This is a genomic window from Bradyrhizobium sp. CCBAU 45394 (genome assembly GCF_028128655.1).
Taxonomy (GTDB): domain Bacteria; phylum Pseudomonadota; class Alphaproteobacteria; order Rhizobiales; family Xanthobacteraceae; genus Bradyrhizobium; species Bradyrhizobium diazoefficiens.
Genome location: NZ_LBIX01000175.1, coordinates 359,073 through 374,139 on the forward strand (window position 1 = coordinate 359,073; position 15,067 = coordinate 374,139).

15 protein-coding genes are annotated in these 15,067 nt (G+C 65.1%); 5 read left to right on the plus strand and 10 right to left on the minus strand.

Features of this window, described 5'->3' with window-relative positions:
• Positions 1-58 precede the first annotated feature (58 nt).
• Together rpmF and mtgA are read right to left on the minus strand one after the other, a co-directional pair.
• Complete coding sequence (gene rpmF, locus WN73_RS36925; protein WP_007598106.1) at positions 59-241, minus strand: 50S ribosomal protein L32; 183 nt, start codon at positions 239-241, stop codon at positions 59-61.
• 168 nt (positions 242-409) lie between these two features.
• Entirely contained in the window at positions 410-1,084 is a 675-nt protein-coding gene (mtgA, locus tag WN73_RS36930) for a monofunctional biosynthetic peptidoglycan transglycosylase (RefSeq protein ID WP_028172627.1), read from the minus strand.
• A gap of 161 nt (positions 1,085-1,245) precedes the next feature.
• On the opposite strand from mtgA, the gene WN73_RS36935 reads away from it, so the two are divergent.
• Entirely contained in the window at positions 1,246-2,169 is a 924-nt protein-coding gene (locus WN73_RS36935; RefSeq protein ID WP_011083768.1) for a polyprenyl synthetase family protein, read from the plus strand.
• Between the two features lie 7 nt (positions 2,170-2,176).
• Entirely contained in the window at positions 2,177-2,863 is a 687-nt protein-coding gene (locus WN73_RS36940; RefSeq protein ID WP_028172626.1) for a DUF1345 domain-containing protein, read from the plus strand.
• A 152-nt stretch (positions 2,864-3,015) separates the two neighbouring features.
• On the opposite strand, the gene WN73_RS36945 is transcribed toward WN73_RS36940, so the two are convergent.
• A complete protein-coding gene (locus WN73_RS36945) occupies positions 3,016-4,833 on the minus strand; it encodes a caspase family protein (RefSeq protein ID WP_271557168.1) in 1,818 nt (605 codons plus the stop codon).
• Between the two features lie 148 nt (positions 4,834-4,981).
• Entirely contained in the window at positions 4,982-5,410 is a 429-nt protein-coding gene (locus tag WN73_RS36950; protein WP_028172624.1) for a GFA family protein, read from the minus strand.
• Between the two features lie 94 nt (positions 5,411-5,504).
• Between WN73_RS36950 and WN73_RS36955 the strand changes: the two genes are divergently transcribed.
• The 3 genes from WN73_RS36955 (at position 5,505) to WN73_RS36965 (ending at position 8,608) form a co-directional block, all read left to right on the plus strand.
• Positions 5,505-5,879: a nuclear transport factor 2 family protein gene (locus WN73_RS36955; protein WP_011083764.1), complete on the plus strand. Its 375-nt coding sequence runs from the start codon at positions 5,505-5,507 to the stop codon at positions 5,877-5,879.
• A gap of 191 nt (positions 5,880-6,070) precedes the next feature.
• On the plus strand, positions 6,071-6,952 hold the full coding sequence (gene bla / locus WN73_RS36960) for a class A beta-lactamase (protein WP_271557170.1): 882 nt from the start codon (positions 6,071-6,073) through the stop codon (positions 6,950-6,952).
• A gap of 45 nt (positions 6,953-6,997) precedes the next feature.
• On the plus strand, positions 6,998-8,608 hold the full coding sequence (locus tag WN73_RS36965) for a Na+/H+ antiporter (protein ID WP_074076494.1): 1,611 nt from the start codon (positions 6,998-7,000) through the stop codon (positions 8,606-8,608).
• 224 nt (positions 8,609-8,832) lie between these two features.
• Here WN73_RS36965 and WN73_RS36970 read toward each other — a convergent pair whose 3' ends face one another.
• The 6 genes from WN73_RS36970 to WN73_RS36995 form a co-directional block, all read right to left on the minus strand.
• Positions 8,833-9,636, minus strand: coding sequence for an N-acetylmuramoyl-L-alanine amidase (locus WN73_RS36970; RefSeq protein ID WP_271557173.1), 804 nt, complete (start codon positions 9,634-9,636; stop codon positions 8,833-8,835).
• A 3-nt stretch (positions 9,637-9,639) separates the two neighbouring features.
• Positions 9,640-10,977 carry a Rieske 2Fe-2S domain-containing protein gene (locus WN73_RS36975; RefSeq protein ID WP_271557175.1) on the minus strand — a complete coding sequence of 446 codons (1,338 nt, stop codon included), beginning with the start codon at positions 10,975-10,977 and terminating at the stop codon, positions 9,640-9,642.
• A 185-nt stretch (positions 10,978-11,162) separates the two neighbouring features.
• Positions 11,163-12,059: a TauD/TfdA dioxygenase family protein gene (locus tag WN73_RS36980; RefSeq protein ID WP_271557177.1), complete on the minus strand. Its 897-nt coding sequence runs from the start codon at positions 12,057-12,059 to the stop codon at positions 11,163-11,165.
• Positions 12,060-12,197: 138 nt separating this feature from the next.
• Positions 12,198-13,481, minus strand: a complete 1,284-nt coding sequence (gene ispG / locus WN73_RS36985) for a flavodoxin-dependent (E)-4-hydroxy-3-methylbut-2-enyl-diphosphate synthase (protein ID WP_027542165.1) — start codon at positions 13,479-13,481, stop codon at positions 12,198-12,200.
• Positions 13,482-13,493: 12 nt separating this feature from the next.
• Positions 13,494-14,447, minus strand: coding sequence for a DMT family transporter (locus WN73_RS36990; protein WP_011083757.1), 954 nt, complete (start codon positions 14,445-14,447; stop codon positions 13,494-13,496).
• A 34-nt stretch (positions 14,448-14,481) separates the two neighbouring features.
• Entirely contained in the window at positions 14,482-14,976 is a 495-nt protein-coding gene (locus WN73_RS36995) for a Fur family transcriptional regulator (RefSeq protein WP_011083756.1), read from the minus strand.
• Positions 14,977-15,067 lie beyond the last annotated feature (91 nt).

The following is a 15,067-nucleotide window of genomic DNA, read 5'->3' on the forward strand; positions in this document are numbered from 1 at the left end:
ATCAGGCAGGTCACGTCATCCTGATTGAGGATAACCCTGCCCGAAGAAGAGTCCGACCTCAGGACTCTTTCTTCTTCAGGACCTGACGGCCCTTGTACATGCCGGTCTTGAGGTCGAGATGGTGCGGACGACGGAGCTCGCCGGAGTCCTTGTCTTCCACATAGGTCGGCTTCTTGATGGCGTCTGCCGAGCGGCGCATGCCACGGCGCGACGGCGAGGTTTTTCTTCTCGGAACGGCCATTTCAATATCCTCTAGGGATTGGTGTCATCAGGGCATCGTCCGCGAGGGACGGCTCAGCACCCGCAATACGAGGCGAGCTGAATGCCGATCAAGGCCGCGCTTATAGAGGAAGGCTGGCCGCAAAGCTAGGCTCTTGGGCCGGAAAATGCGCCCGAAAAGGGCCCGAAATCAGCGATTTTCCCGCCAGCAGGTCGCAAGCGTCGAGGCCTGCGCCCTTGCCACATAGGTCCCGGCGAGCCGCCGGACGCCCGGTCCGGGGGTCCTGGCGCTGCGTTTGACCGGATTCGGCAGGATCGAGGCCAGAAGTGCCGCCTCCCGGGGGGAGAGGCTGGCGGCCGATTTACCGAACGCATAGGCGCTGGCCGCCTCCACCCCAAACTGGCCCTGCGGACCGAGCTCGGCGATGTTGAGGTAAATTTCCAGGATCCGCGGCTTAGGCAGGACGAAATCGATCCACAACGCCAGCGGGAATTCCAGCGCCTTGCGGATGAAGTCCCGCCCCTGCCAGAGGAACAGGTTCTTCGCCACCTGCTGGGTGATGGTGGAGGCGCCCCGGAAGGCGGTGCCGTCCTCCTTCGCGTCGTCGATCGCCTCGCGCAACGCGCCCCAGTCGATGCCGTGATGCTTGCAGAAATGAGCGTCCTCGGCCGCCACCACCGACCGCGGCAGGTAGGGCGACATCGCCGCGAGATCGATCCATTCCCGCTGCATCGGCGCGCCCCGCAAGCTGCGCCAGGCCATCAGCGTCGAAACGGGATGGCCGGTGCGGTAGAACGGCGCGATCACATAGGGCGCGAGAACCACGACCGCGAGCGCTACCAGCAGGATTTTAACGATGCGCAAATCGACCTTTCCGGCGCAAAATGAAACGCAGCCACGGGCCCAGCCATTAAGTCTGTGATAATTCGGGTCTTTTCCAGCACTTTTTAGGCCTTCCAAACGATTGACTGAGGCGGGCTCATAAAGGATTGTCCCGCCGAATTTTAGTTCTGGAGCCCTTCTTGATGACCGGCACGTCCCCGTCCGATTTCGCCAAACGTCTGGACAAGACCGCTGATGACACCGAGGCCCTGCTCGGGCGCCTCCTCGCGGACGACATCCTGCCCGATGAAATCGCCCGTCCCAAGCGACTGATGGACGCAATGCGCTATTCGAGCCTGAACGGCGGCAAGCGCCTGCGGCCGTTCCTGGTGGTTGAAAGCGCAGCCGTGTTCGGCGTGCCGCGCGAGGCGGCGCTGCTCGCCGGTGCGGCGCTCGAATGCATCCACTGCTACTCGCTGATCCATGACGACCTGCCGGCGATGGACAATTCGGACCTGCGCCGGGGCCGGCCCACCCTGCACAAGAAGACCGACGACGCGACCGCGATCCTCGCCGGCGACGGCCTGCTGACGCTCGCCTTCGATATCGTCACCCGCGACGAGATCCATCGCGACGCCAATGTACGGCTGCTGCTGACGCGCGCGCTGGCGCGCTGCGCCGGCATCGGCGGCATGGTCGGGGGCCAGATTCTCGACCTCGCAGGCGAAGGCCGCTTCGGCGGCAACGAGCCGATCGATGTCGCCCGCATTCAGCAGATGAAGACCGGCGCGCTGCTGCGCTACGGCTGCATCGCCGGCGCGATTCTCGGCCAGGCCACGGCCAAGGAATATCAGGCGCTCGACGATTACGGCCGCGCGCTCGGCGAAGCCTTCCAGATCGCCGACGATCTGCTCGACGTCGAAGGCGATGCCGCGGCGCTCGGCAAACCTTCGGGCCAGGATGCTGCGCTCGGCAAGACCACCTTCGTCACCCAGCTCGGCATCGAAGGCGCCAAGCAGCGCGTGCGCGACCTGCTCGCGCGGGCCGACAGCGCGGTCTCGATCTTCGGCGACCGCGCCGCCGTGCTGCAAGCCGCCGCGCGGTTTGTCGCCGAGCGCAAGAACTGACCGGGCGATGACGGGCGTCGACAAGGAAGATCCCGTCCTCGCGCGCTTCCAGAGAATGTCGCGGCCGATGCGCGTGATCTACGCGCGGCCGCGGACTTTCATTTCACTCGGCTTCGGCATTCTGGTCTGCCTGCTGCTGCCCGGCTCCCTGCGGCTGGCGACGCGGCTCGTGCTCGGCTGGGATGCGCTGATCGCGGCCTATCTGGTGCTGGTCTACGTGATGATGCTGAACAACGACCACCAGCACATCCGCCGCAACGCTGCGATGCAGGACGACGGCCGCTTCGTGATCCTGCTGGTGACGGCGATCGGCGCATTCGCGAGCATCGCGGCGATCGTCGCCGAGCTCGGCGCCCATCGCGGCGCCACGGAGCTGACGATCGCGATCACCACCATCGCGCTGTCATGGGCCGCCGTGCACACCACCTTCGCGCTGCACTACGCCCATGACTACTATCGGCACCCGCCGGGCGGGTTGCAATTCCCGAGCGGCGACAAGGAAGACCACGCCGACTATTGGGACTTCGTCTATTTCTCGTTCGTGATCGGCATGACCGCGCAGGTCTCCGACGTCGGCATCACCGACAAGACCATCCGCCGCACCGCGACCGCGCACGGCATTATCTCGTTCATCTACAACACGGCCTTGCTGGCCCTGACGGTGAACATCGCGGCGAGCGCGATTGCGACGTAACGTCGTCCCGGCGAAGGCCGGGACCCATACCGCGTGATCTATCGTATGAGAACGGTGCGAGTACCGAAGACTCTATAGATCATAGCTAATCTTCGCCAAACCACTTCCTGTGGTTATGGGTCCCGGCCTTCGCCGGGACGACACCGTGCCCTTCAATTACACACCTCGGCGTTGGCATCGTTGCCGGGGCCGCCGCCACCGCGATACTCGAGATGGCAACCGCGGTTGACCGGGCGGCAGCCGCCATTAGTGCAGAAGACCTGCCCGCCGCCTGAGGCGCGCCGCGCACCGGTCGCGATGCCGGCAGCGTCGCCGCCCAAGCCACCGAGGCCGCCCGCGGCGCCGATCTGCGGACGCTGCCGTGCCGGGCGATCCTCGCTGTCGTCACGCCGCGAGGTCGCAGGTTTGGAAGCCGTCGGCTTGGCGGCGCGCTTCTTCTCGCATTCGTTGTCGTCGTTCAGCGCATAGCCGTCGCCGCAGACGATCCTGGTGCACTTGTCGCCGTCGGCCTTGAAGCCGTGCTCGCAGACCAGCGGGCAGACGCGCGACGGCTTCGACTTGACCGTATCGAGCGCATCGGTGCTCGCCACTTTCACGTCGAGCTTGGTGCCGGCATAGCGGTTGAACTGCGACAGCGACCGCTGCGAGGACGTGTTCCAGTTGCCGTCGGCCTGGCCCGAGAAACAGCCGACGCGGCCGAGCTCGGTCTGGACCGAGCGGCTGAGATCGGCCGGCGTGGTCGCCGGCGTCAGGGACGCAACGTTGGTCCCGGCGGGGCTCGCCGTGCTGGCCGGCGCAGCGCTCGGGGCCGCGGCGGCGAGGTTGACGCGCTGCTGCTCGGCGGCGGCCGCCTGCTGCTGCGCCTGCTCCTTTGCCTTCTGGGCGGCAAGCTGCGCCTGCTCGGCGGCCTTCGCATCGGCCGCAGCCTTGATCTGCGCATCCTTCTGCGCACCGACGGCGGCAAGACGATCGCGCTCGGCCTCGGCCTGCTTCGCCTTCTCGATCGCCGCCGCATGGGCCTGCTCGGCACCGATCTTCTCGAGCTGAAGCTTGGCGAGGCTGGAATAGAAACCGTCCGGATGCTGGGCGAGGAAGGCGTCCCATGCCGCCCTGTTGCCGACCTGGAGCGCGAGCTCGTAGTCGCGGCGGATGTCGGCCTGCGGGTTCGCCACGGGCGACGCTGCAGCCGCCACCTTGACCGGCACCAGCGGGACGTCGTCGCCGCCGAGCGAGCCATAGACGAACGGCTCCTGCTTGTTGCCGGTCGACTTGAGCACGTCGTCGCGCACGAAGCCGAAGGCGCGGCGGACATCGAGGCCCGGCGTCGTCAGGTGCTTCGACAACGCAACCGTAAACGGGCTGTTGGCACCGTCGCCGTCCTGCGCCGTGAAGCCGGCCTTGGCCGAATAGGCAATCAGCGTGTTGGGGCTGGTCGGCTCGACCTGGGCGAGGCCCCGGCCGATGCCGCGCGAAGCCACCGTGCGCTTCATGGTCTTGCCGAACGGATTGTCGCGGCAGGCATCCAGGATCACCAGGCGAAGCTGCTTGGCGGGTTCGACGGCGACCAGGACGCGGTCGAGCGAGAGTGCTTCGTCATAGACGTCGGTATCGCGCTCGAGCCTGGCGTCAACGGGGATCAGATAATTGGAGCCTTCGACCTCGATGCCGTGACCGGCATAGTAGACCACGGCGATGTCGGCATCGCGGGTCGCGTCCGCGAAGTCGCGCAGCACGCGCCGCGTCTCGAGTGCCGACAGATCGTGCCGGGAATCGACAATGTCGAAACCGGCATCCTTCAGCGTCTTCGCCATCACCGAACCGTCATTGACAGGGTTGGTGAGTGACGGCGCGTGCTGATAGGCCGAATTGGCCAGCACCAGCGCCACGCGCTTTCCGGCAAAAGCAGGTTCTGCGCCGAACAGCAGCGCGAGGGCGAGGAGAAGCGGGCAAAGTCTGAGCAAATTGCGCATGACACGAATTCCGAAGTTCAGGGCCGTTCGAGCCCCCCTTTGGGATCGTTCTAGCAGGCTCCAGCGCCGGTGCTTGTCAGATCGAATGCCCCCTTTGGTTCGTCGCGCCAGCGCCGTCGCGGTTCGCTGGGGTCCCGGCCGGGTTCCCTCATCCGTCCCCGACGTGCCCCCGATATTGCGGCAGATTGTCCGTAATCTCATGCCAGGGCGCCTTCGAGCCGACGAAAATGTGGGCGCTCGGCCGGATCGAGGGGGCATCGACCAGGGTTCCCATGGCGACATGAACCCATTTTCCGTCGCGCACCCGGGAATAAAGCAGCGAGCCGCAACGGGCGCAGTGGGCGTCATGGGTGGTGTCGTCCCCGAAAATGATCCGCTGGTCGTCACCCCGGACGATGCGGAGCTTCTCTTGCGCGATGCCGGCGAACGGCTTGAAGGCGGAGCCGGTGGTGCGACGGCAATTCGAACAGTGGCAGTTCATTGCGTAAGAGAATTGGTCCGCGACCTCGTAGCGCACGGCGCGGCAGTAGCATTCGCCGGTGAGGATACGAGCATTCGAATTTTCTGATCCGGTCATGGCAACGCCTGCGTGCAGATGGTTGACACACCCATAGCGCATTTTTATGCGTACGACTAAATTCCCGCCGAGCCATCATTCAAAGGGATGACCCATGAGCCAGAATCGTTCGAGCGTCGAAGCCGTCGTGCAAAGCTATTTTGACGGGCTCTACGAGGGCGACGCCGACAAGCTCGGCGACGTATTCCATCCGTCCGCCGATCTGCGTTGGGTGGAAAAGGGCGAGCTGAAGATCCTGACCGTGCCGGACTGGCTCGCCTGGGTGCGCAAGCGCCCCTCGGCCAAGGCGGAAGGCAAGCCGCGCGAGGATTTCATCGTCACCATCGACCGTTCGGACGACAAGACCGCCTTCATCAAGGTCCGGTGCCAACTGCCGCCACGTTTTTTCACCGATTATCTGGTGGCGATGAAGCTCGCCGACGGCTGGCAGATCGTGTCGAAATCGTACCGGTATGACCTGAGGGAGTGAGGGAGCCTCAATCTCCCGCTGCCCAATATCTGCCGCGCTCGATGCCCATCCTCCGTCATTGCGAGCGTAGCGAAGCAATCCAGAATCTCTCCGCGGAAACACTGGATTGCTTCGCTACGCTCTCAATGACGATGTGGGACAATCGTGCGCGACCTTCCCTCCCCCTGTTCCATCTGTCCCAAAGGTCCCCCATGCTGCTCGACCGCCGCTCCCTCCTCGCCTCGCTGTGCTGGATGGCCACTTCTCCCGTGATCGCCGCCGACGCGCCGCCTGAGCTCGAAGCCTATGAGCGCGAAAGCGGCGGACGGATCGGGCTCTATGCGGAAAACTTGGCGACCGGCGCGAAGATCGCCTGGCGCGCCGACGAGCGGTTCGTCATGTGCTCGACGTTCAAGGCCTCGCTCGCGGCCTGCGTGCTGGCGCGGGTCGATCGCGGCCAGGAGCAGCTCGCGGCCATGATCCCTTACGGCCAGGCCGACCTTCTGAGCTATGCGCCTGTTGCCAAGCAAAATCTCGCGGCCGGCAAGATGTCGGTCGCCGAGATGTGCAAGGCGATCGTCGAGCTCAGCGACAACACCTGCGCCAATCTGCTGCTGGCACGGATCGGAGGGCCGGCCGCCCTCACGGCGTTCTGGCGATCGCTTGGCGACACCACCTCACGGATCGATCACAACGAGCCTGAGGTCAATAAGTCAGCGCCCGGCGATCCCCATGACACCACGACGCCGGCCGCGATGGCCGGCAATCTGCGGCGGCTGGTGACGGGCGAGGCATTGTCGCCGGCGTCGCGCGCCCAGCTCACCGAATGGATGGTGGGCTGCAAGACCGGTGCGAACCGGCTGCGCGGGGGCCTGCCCGCGAGCTGGACCATCGGCGACAAGACCGGCAACAACGGCAAGGACGCATCGGGCGATATCGCGGTCGCCTGGCCCAAGCCCGATACTAAGCCCGATACTAAGCCCGATGCGCCGATCCTGATCGCGGCCTACACCCAGGGCGGCTCGCCGACTGCCCCGCAGATCGAGGCCGTGTTCGCGCGCATCGGACGCATGGTGGCAGGGCGCCTGGCGTAAGGCCCCCGCATTGACCTCTTGGCCGCTTCCGGGCGAAGACAGGCCATGATCGCAGCGAAATTCCAGACCTTCCTCATCCTGCTCGCGGTGCTGGCGGGCACCGCGCTCGTCGCCCGCCGTTTCAACATCGCGCCTGCGATCTTGCTGATGCTGTCCGGCGTCGGCCTCGCCTTCGTGCCGGGCATGCCGCCGGTGGAACTGCCGCCGGAGCTGGTGCTGCTGATGGTGCTGCCGCCGCTGATCTACTCGGCGAGCGTCGCCATGAGCTGGCGGGAGTTCCGGAACAATCTGCGCCCGATCGTGCTGCTCGCGGTCGGCGCGGTGATCTTCACCGCGGCGATGGTGGCGGCCGCCACGCACTATTTGATCGGCCTGCCATGGGCCATCGGTTTCCTGCTCGGGGCCATCGTCGCGCCGCCCGACGTGGTGGCGCCGCTCGCGATCGCGCGACGGCTCAACATACCGCGCCGCCTCCTGGTCATACTCGAAGGCGAAGGGCTCGCGAATGACGCCACCGCGCTGATCCTCTACCGCTTCGCGCTCGCCGCCATCATGGTCGGCCATCTATCGCTTCCGATGGCGGCCGGCGAGTTTGTCCTCATTATCGCCGGAGAGATCGCCTTCGGCATCGGCGTCGGCTGGCTTTCCCTGCGCTTCCGCAGATGGGCGAAAGATCAGCAGGTCGAGCTGACGCTGTCGCTGATCACGCCTTACGTCTCCTACTGGCTGCCCGAGCATGTCGGCGGCTCCGGCGTGATCGCCACCGTCGCCTGCGGCCTCTATGTGAGCTGGAACGGCCCGCTGCTGATCTCCTCGGCGACGCGCCTGCAAGGCATCTTCTTCTGGGACCTCATCATTTACCTGATCGAGGGCCTGCTGTTCCTGCTCACCGGCTTCCAAATGCGCGCGCTCTACGAGAAATCGAAGGCGTTCCCGCTCGACGACATTCTCATCGCGACCGCCGTCGTGCTGACGATCATTGTGACCGCGCGTTTCGCCTGGCTCTATCCCGCGACCTATCTGCCGCGGATCCTCTCCAAATCGCTGCGCAAGCGCGACCCGTCGCCGCCATGGCAATGGCCGTTCGTGCTCGCCTTCACCGGCGTGCGCGGCGCGGTGTCGCTGGCGGCGGCGCTGGCGCTGCCGTTCACGCTGCCTGATGGCAATGCCTTTCCGTATCGCGACCTGATCCTGTTCGTCGCCTTCGGCGTCATCTTCGTCACGCTGATCGGCGTCGGACTGACGCTGCCGCCGGTGGTGCGCTGGCTCGGCGTCGCCGAAGCCGGCCGCAACGAGCATGTCGCCGAGCATGAGGCCGAGATCGCGGCACGCCGCCAGGCACTCGACGCTGCGCTGAAGTCGCTCGATGCGCTGACCGAGGCGAAGGAGGTGTCGGACGAGGTGATGCGGCTGCTGCGCGCCCGCCACGAGATCCGCGTCAACCAGCTCCCTGATTCACTCGATCCCACCCATCACGACGTCTCCGCCGCCGGCACCGCGCTGACCCGCGAGCTGATCGCCGCCGAACGAAAATTCATCCACAACCTCCTGCGCGACGGCCAGATCACCGACGAGACGCGGCGCCGGATCGAGCGGGATCTGGATCTGGAGGAAGCGAGTCTGGCGAACCGGGAGTATCGGGGCGTGCCGCTGTAGTGCGCTGTCGGACAGCGATACGGGTTGGCTGCGCGACGTCAATCTCCTTGCGTCGTCCTGGACAAGCGAGCAGAGCGAGCGAAGATCCAGGACCCATTACCACAGGGAGCAGTTTGACGAAGACTCGCGGTTGCCAGCATGGCTCCGCGACCTCTCCTTGGGGTAATGGGTCCTGGCTTTCGCCAGGACGACGACGGTGAGCATCGCGACGCCCGATGTCAGCACTACCGCCTGTCGCAAAACTCCCCCATCGCCGCCGCGACGGCTCCCGCGATCATCTCCTGCCGCTCCGGCGAGTTCATCACCATCTCCTCGTCGCGGTTGATGATCGAGCCGGCTTCGAGCAGCACCGCGGCGCTGTTCGTTCGCGACAGCACGACGAGACCGTCATAGCGGTAGACGCCGAAATCCCTGTCCAGCAACTGGCGCCGGTAGCGCCCCATCACCGGCAAGGTGTATTGGCTGGCATAGTGCAGGCCCTGCTCTTTCAACTGCCGGCCGATCATCCGGGCCAGCAACAGGCTGGTGGCGAAGTGCGAATTGCGTTCGGATACGAACAGCGAATGGCCCGAAAACCGATCGCTGAAATAACTCATTGCACCGTCGAATTCCCAGGCCTCGAGCAGCTTGTCCGGCACTGAGTCGTGATGGATCGACAGCAGGAGATCGGCCCGGCCGTCATTCGCGGCGCTGACGCGCTTGAACAGGCTCGGCCGCGCCTTGCCGTCCGTCACGAGCAGGCGGGTTGCGGCAAAGCCTTGGTCCCTGAGTTTCGCCGTAATCAGCTTTCCGAGCCGGAAGTTGAAGCCGAATTCCGTATCATTGCGCGCGCTCAGCGCGCCATAGGAGTCCGGGGTGTGCCCGACATCCACGACGATCCGGAATTTCGGCATCTGGCATTTGGCCGGTGACGCCGGCGGCTTCGTCATTGTTCGCGCGGCAGCGGCATGTCCGCGCTCGACAGGGGCAAGCGACGACAGCAGGGTCGACGCGACCAATCCGGCGATGATGCTGCGCAATTGGCCCAAGCGCTACTCCGCTGCTGCGACCTTGGGACGGCCGACGAAGCCCGCGACATCGCCAAAACGTTCCAGCATCACCGCGGGCAGGTCCTTGGCCTTGCTGGTGACGCAGGCGCCGGAGCGCACCGCGTAGCGATCCTGGTGTGCGGCCTGCGGCGGCGGCACGCCCTGCTGAAGCGCGCGCGCCAGATCCATCACGACTTTCCGGAAATGCATGATGCCGAGATCGGTCGGGCCGAGATGCTCGCGGGTGCGGTCGGCGATCGGGCCCTGGCTGTCCTGCACGGCGGCGTCCTGCTCGGAGACGCCCTTGATGCCGGTGTAGCTCCTCGTCCTCTGGAGCTTGCGGTCGATCATGTAATCGTTGCCCTTGTGGCGCAGTGGCACGTAATGATCGTCAACCTCCGCGATCACGCCGTTGCCACGATCAAACGCGTCGCGTTCGGCTTGCGTCAGCGGACGCTCAGGATTCCAGGCATAGGTGTAGATCCAGCAATTGGTGTCGGCTACAGGCACGAAGGTCTGGCCAAAGATGTTCTCACCCGGCATCGCGCTCGGTGCGTAGGCGTGGAACGGCATCAGGAACTGCGCGATCCGCCAATAGATGTTGTCGGTGCCGGTGAGCCGGCCACCGGCAATGGAGAGGCCGGCGTCGTGCGGGGCGATCTTGATCACTGGCCGCGGGTCCTCGGCGATCCAGCGCATATGGTCGCTCGACATCCGCGCGATCGGATTCACAAAATGCTTCTTGATGTCGAGGATCTCGTTCTCCTCCTTGTCGAAGGAGAGATGCGCAAAGGTGAAATGCGCGGTGTCGATCGAGCCCTCCAGCGCCTGCACCCAGTTGCAGTCCTGCCATTTCTTGCTGACGTAACGATGCGAGGCCGGCAGCATCGCCATTTCGAGATCGGGGAGCTCGGGCATGACGTCCGCCGGGCCCATATAGGCCCAGATCATCTCGCCCCATTCGCGCACCGGATAAGACTTGATGCGGATGAGATCCTTGGCGTTGAGATCGGGATAGGAGGTCGGCATGTCCACGCAGCGACCGTCCGTGTCGAACTTCCAGCCGTGATAGACGCAGCGGATGCCGCATTCCTCATTGCGCCCGAGCCAGAGATTGGCGCCGCGATGCGGGCAGTATTGATCGATGACACCGACGACGCCGCGCGAATCGCGGAAGGCGAGCAGCTCCTCGCCGAGCACGACGATCTTCTTCGGCTCGCCATCGGCTTCAGGAAGCTCCTTCGACAGGAGCACAGGAATCCAGAAGCGGCGCAGCAGCTCGCCCATGCCCGTCCCGGGGCCGGACTCGGTCAGGAATTTATTGTCCTCTGCGCGGAGCATGGAAAATCCTCCCGATTTGTTTTTGGGAAGATTGGCGCGGACGTGAGACGACGTCAACGCAAGAACGGTTTCGTAGGGTGGGCAAAGGCGCGCTCTTCGCGCGTCGTGCCCACCGTCCTGTTGCATGCACAGCGAGATGGCGGGCACGGCGCTGACGCGCCATTTTCACCCTACGGCAGCCATGCCTAAACCGGCCGCTCCCCCTTCACCGTCACCCGTGTCCCCGAGCGCGTGTGCGGCCAGTAGTCCCACATCGCACGGTGCTGGGTGCAGCGGTTGTCCCAGAAGGCGATGGCGTTCTCGGTCCAGCGGAAGCGGCACTGGAACAGCGGGTTCTCGGCGTGCTGGTAGAGATAGGCGAGCATCGCGTCGCTCTCGTCGCGCGGGACGCCGTTGATGTGGCGAGTGAAGCCGCGGTTGACGTAGAGCGCCTTCTTAGCCGTGACCGGGTGCGTGCGCAGCACCGGATGCTCCGCGTTCGGATAGGATGGACGATCGGCGACGCCATAGTTGGCATAGAGGCCGCGATAGATCGGCTCGCCGTCATGCAGTGCGGTCAGGCCGTCGAGATAGGCCTTCATGCGATCCGACAGCGCCTCATAGGCCGCATACATGTTGGCGAACAGCGTGTCGCCGCCGCGGGGCGGGCACTGCTTGATGTAGAGGATCGAGCCCATTGGCGGCTCGAGGTCGCAGGACACGTCGGAGTGCCAGCCCTCGCCGTTGGCGCGCGGCGAGTTCTTGTCGGCATAGATCTTCATCAGTGCCGGGTCTTCGTCCTCGTGGGGTGCGGCGGGATGAAAATGCAGCTCGCCGAACTTGCGGCCGAAGGCGAGATGCTGTTGTGGCGAGATGTGCTGGTCGCGGAAAAAGATGACGAGATTTTCCGCGAGCGCGCGATGGATCTCGTCCATCTGTTGATTGGAACGAACGTCATCGGAGACGAGCCTGCCGATGTCGACGCCGGAGATTTCCGCGCCGATGATCGGTGTGAGCTTTTCGACCGCGATGGTTTCGTAAGGCGCGCCGTCCTCGGCCATGTGGCGATAGCGCGGACCCTGCTTGCCGGCGAGTGAGCTCATGGCGTGTCTCCCGATCATTTTGATTGGAGACATCGTAGCGCGGATGGAGCGAAGCGCAATCTGGGCTACGACCCGCGCAAAAAATAAGGCGGCTTACGCTTCGCGAACCCGCCTCACGATTCCAATGTTTGGGAACGACTACTCCGCCGCGGTCACCGGTACCTTGGCGCCCTGGCCGTAGCGCTGGTCGATGTAGTCGATCACCAGCGCCTTGAAGTCGGCGGAGATGGTCGGGCCGCGCAGCGTGCGGAACTTCTTGCCGTCGACGAAGACGGGCGCGGCCGGCGCTTCGCCGGTGCCGGGCAAGGAGATGCCGATATTGGCGTGCTTGGATTCGCCGGGGCCGTTGACGATGCAGCCCATCACCGCGACGTTGAGCTCTTCCACACCCGGATATTTCGTCTTCCAGGCCGGCATCTCGTCGCGGATGAAATCCTGGATCGAGCGCGCCAGCTCCTGGAACGTGGTCGAGGTGGTGCGGCCGCAGCCGGGGCAGGCCGCGACCAGCGGCACGAAGGTGCGGAAGCCCATGGTCTGCAGGAGCTCCTGGCCGACCTGCACCTCACGGGTGCGGTCGCCGCCGGGCTCCGGCGTCAGCGAGATGCGGATGGTGTCGCCGATGCCCTGCTGCAGCAGGATGCCGAGCGCGGCCGAGGAGGCGACGATGCCCTTCGAGCCCATGCCGGCCTCGGTGAGACCGAGATGGATGGCGTAGTCGGAGCGCGATGCGAGATCCTGGTAGACCGCGATCAGATCCTGCACCGCCGAGACCTTTGCGGAGAGGATGATGCGGTCCTTGGGCATGCCGAGCTCTTCGGCGCGCGCGGCCGAGAGCAGTGCCGACTGCACCATGGCCTCGCGCGTCACCGCGCGCACGTCGCGCGGATTGGCGGACGCGGCGTTCTCGTCCATCAGCTTGGTCAGCAGCTCCTGGTCGAGCGAACCCCAATTGGCGCCGATGCGGACCGGCTTGCTGTTCTTGTTCGCGATCTCGATGATATCGGCGAACTGGGTGTCGCGCTTGTCCTTGAAGCCGACATTGCCGGGATTGATGCGGTACTTGGCGAGCGCCTCGGCGCAGGCCGGATAGGCTGCGAGCAGCTTGTGGCCGATATAATGGAAGTCGCCGATCAGGGGCGTGGTGATGCCGCGCTTGGCGAGGCCGTCACGGATGTGCGGGACGGCGGCCGCGGCCTCCTCGCGATCCACGGTGATGCGGACCATTTCGGAGCCAGCGCGCGCGAGCGCTGCAACCTGGGCGATGGTGCCGTCGATATCGGCGGTGTCGGTGTTGGTCATCGACTGCACGACGATCGGCGCACCGCCGCCAACGGCGACGTCTCCGACCTTGACCTGGGTGGTCCGGTGCCGGGGCGCGGGGCCCGCGATGTCTGAATCGATGGTGTTTTCGAGCTTGTTCATGGGGTCCAAATATCAGGTTTTGGTGACGTTCAGCAATGCATCGCGCGGCGCCGCAGCCGTTTGGCTGGGACGGTTAACCAGAAAAAGCCCAGCAATTACAAGGACCGCGGCGGCCCCGAATGTCAGGCTCAAGGTGTCGTGCATGATGAAATAGCTACCCACCACGCCAAACAAAGGGGTGATGAAGGTAAAAGCGGACAATTTGCTGGCCGAATAGGCCTTCACCAGCGCGAACCAAAGCGTGAACGTGGTTCCCACCACCCAGATCGCCTGGAAGGCCATCAGGGCGAGGGACAGCGGCGCCGGGGTGTGGGTGATGGATTCGCCGAACAACCAGGCCGCCAGGCCCAGGATCGGGATCGAGGTCGCAACCTGGTAGCCCAGCGCCTTCTCCGGCGCGGCGAAGCGCAGCCGCGTGCCCTTGGCAACCAGCGTGGTGGCCGCCCACAGCGCGGCACCGCCGACGATCATGAGGTCGCCGAGCAGCACCTTGGCGTCGACATCCGGCTGCGGCACGCCGATCGCGAGCGCGACGCCGGCAAAGCTCACCGCGAGCCCCAGCCATTGCGTGCCGCCGAGCCGTTCGCCGAGCACCTGGTAAGAGCCGAGCGCGACGAAGAACGGTGCGGTGTAAAGAAACACCACGGCCCGGGACGCCGGCGTGAGGCGCAGGCCCTGGAAGATCAGCACGAACTCGATGCCGAACATCAGCCCGGCGATCAGGCCGGGCTTCCACGTGCCGTCCTTCTCGAAGAATTTGACGCCGCGCAGCGTGCCGATGATGAAGAGTACCGGCAGCGCGCCCATCGAGCGGATCATCGCCTGGAGCATCGGCGGGATGTCTGGCAGCACCAGCTTCACCGCGATCTGGTTGAACCCCCAGGTCAGGCACAGCATCAGCATCAGGGCGATGGCGCCGGCACTGAGGGGGCGACCGGCGGACGGAATGGCTTGAGGTGAGGACATTTCTTCCCGATATCGGCTTTGCGCCGTTGTTGCTTTATGCAGTTTTCTGACAATGGGTGCAGATGCCCGTGATCTCCACCACGGACAATTTGGGGGCAAAACCTGAGCTGCGCGCGGCGGCGTTGATATCCTTTGCGAAGGACGCCGACGGGATCTCGCCGACCAGACCGCAGCGCTCGCAGATCAGGAACGCCACCGCGGAGGTCGCATCGTGGTCGTGGGCGGCGCAGGCGAGATAGGCGTTGCGACTTTCGATGCGGTGCACGAGGCCGTTGGCCATCAAGAAATCGAGAGCACGGTAGATCGTGATCGGCGCCGGCCGCGGCATCGACTTGGCGAGTTCGTCGATCACCTCGTAGGCCCCGAGCGGGCGGTGGCTGGAGAGCAGCGCCCCGAGCACCTGGCGGCGAATCGGCGTGAATTTCTGCGCGCGCTGCTCGCAAACCTCCTCGGCATGCGCCAGCGCGTCCGCAGTGCAGCGGCCGTGATCGTGGTCGGGCGCGGGGAATGCCGGCTTTGCGAGGGTCATTTGGCCTGCCTTCTAGCATTTCGGCGAGGGAACCCAAAGCACGACCGGCGAACGGCGGTCAGCCATGCTCTTGCAGCGGGACAGCGTCCCG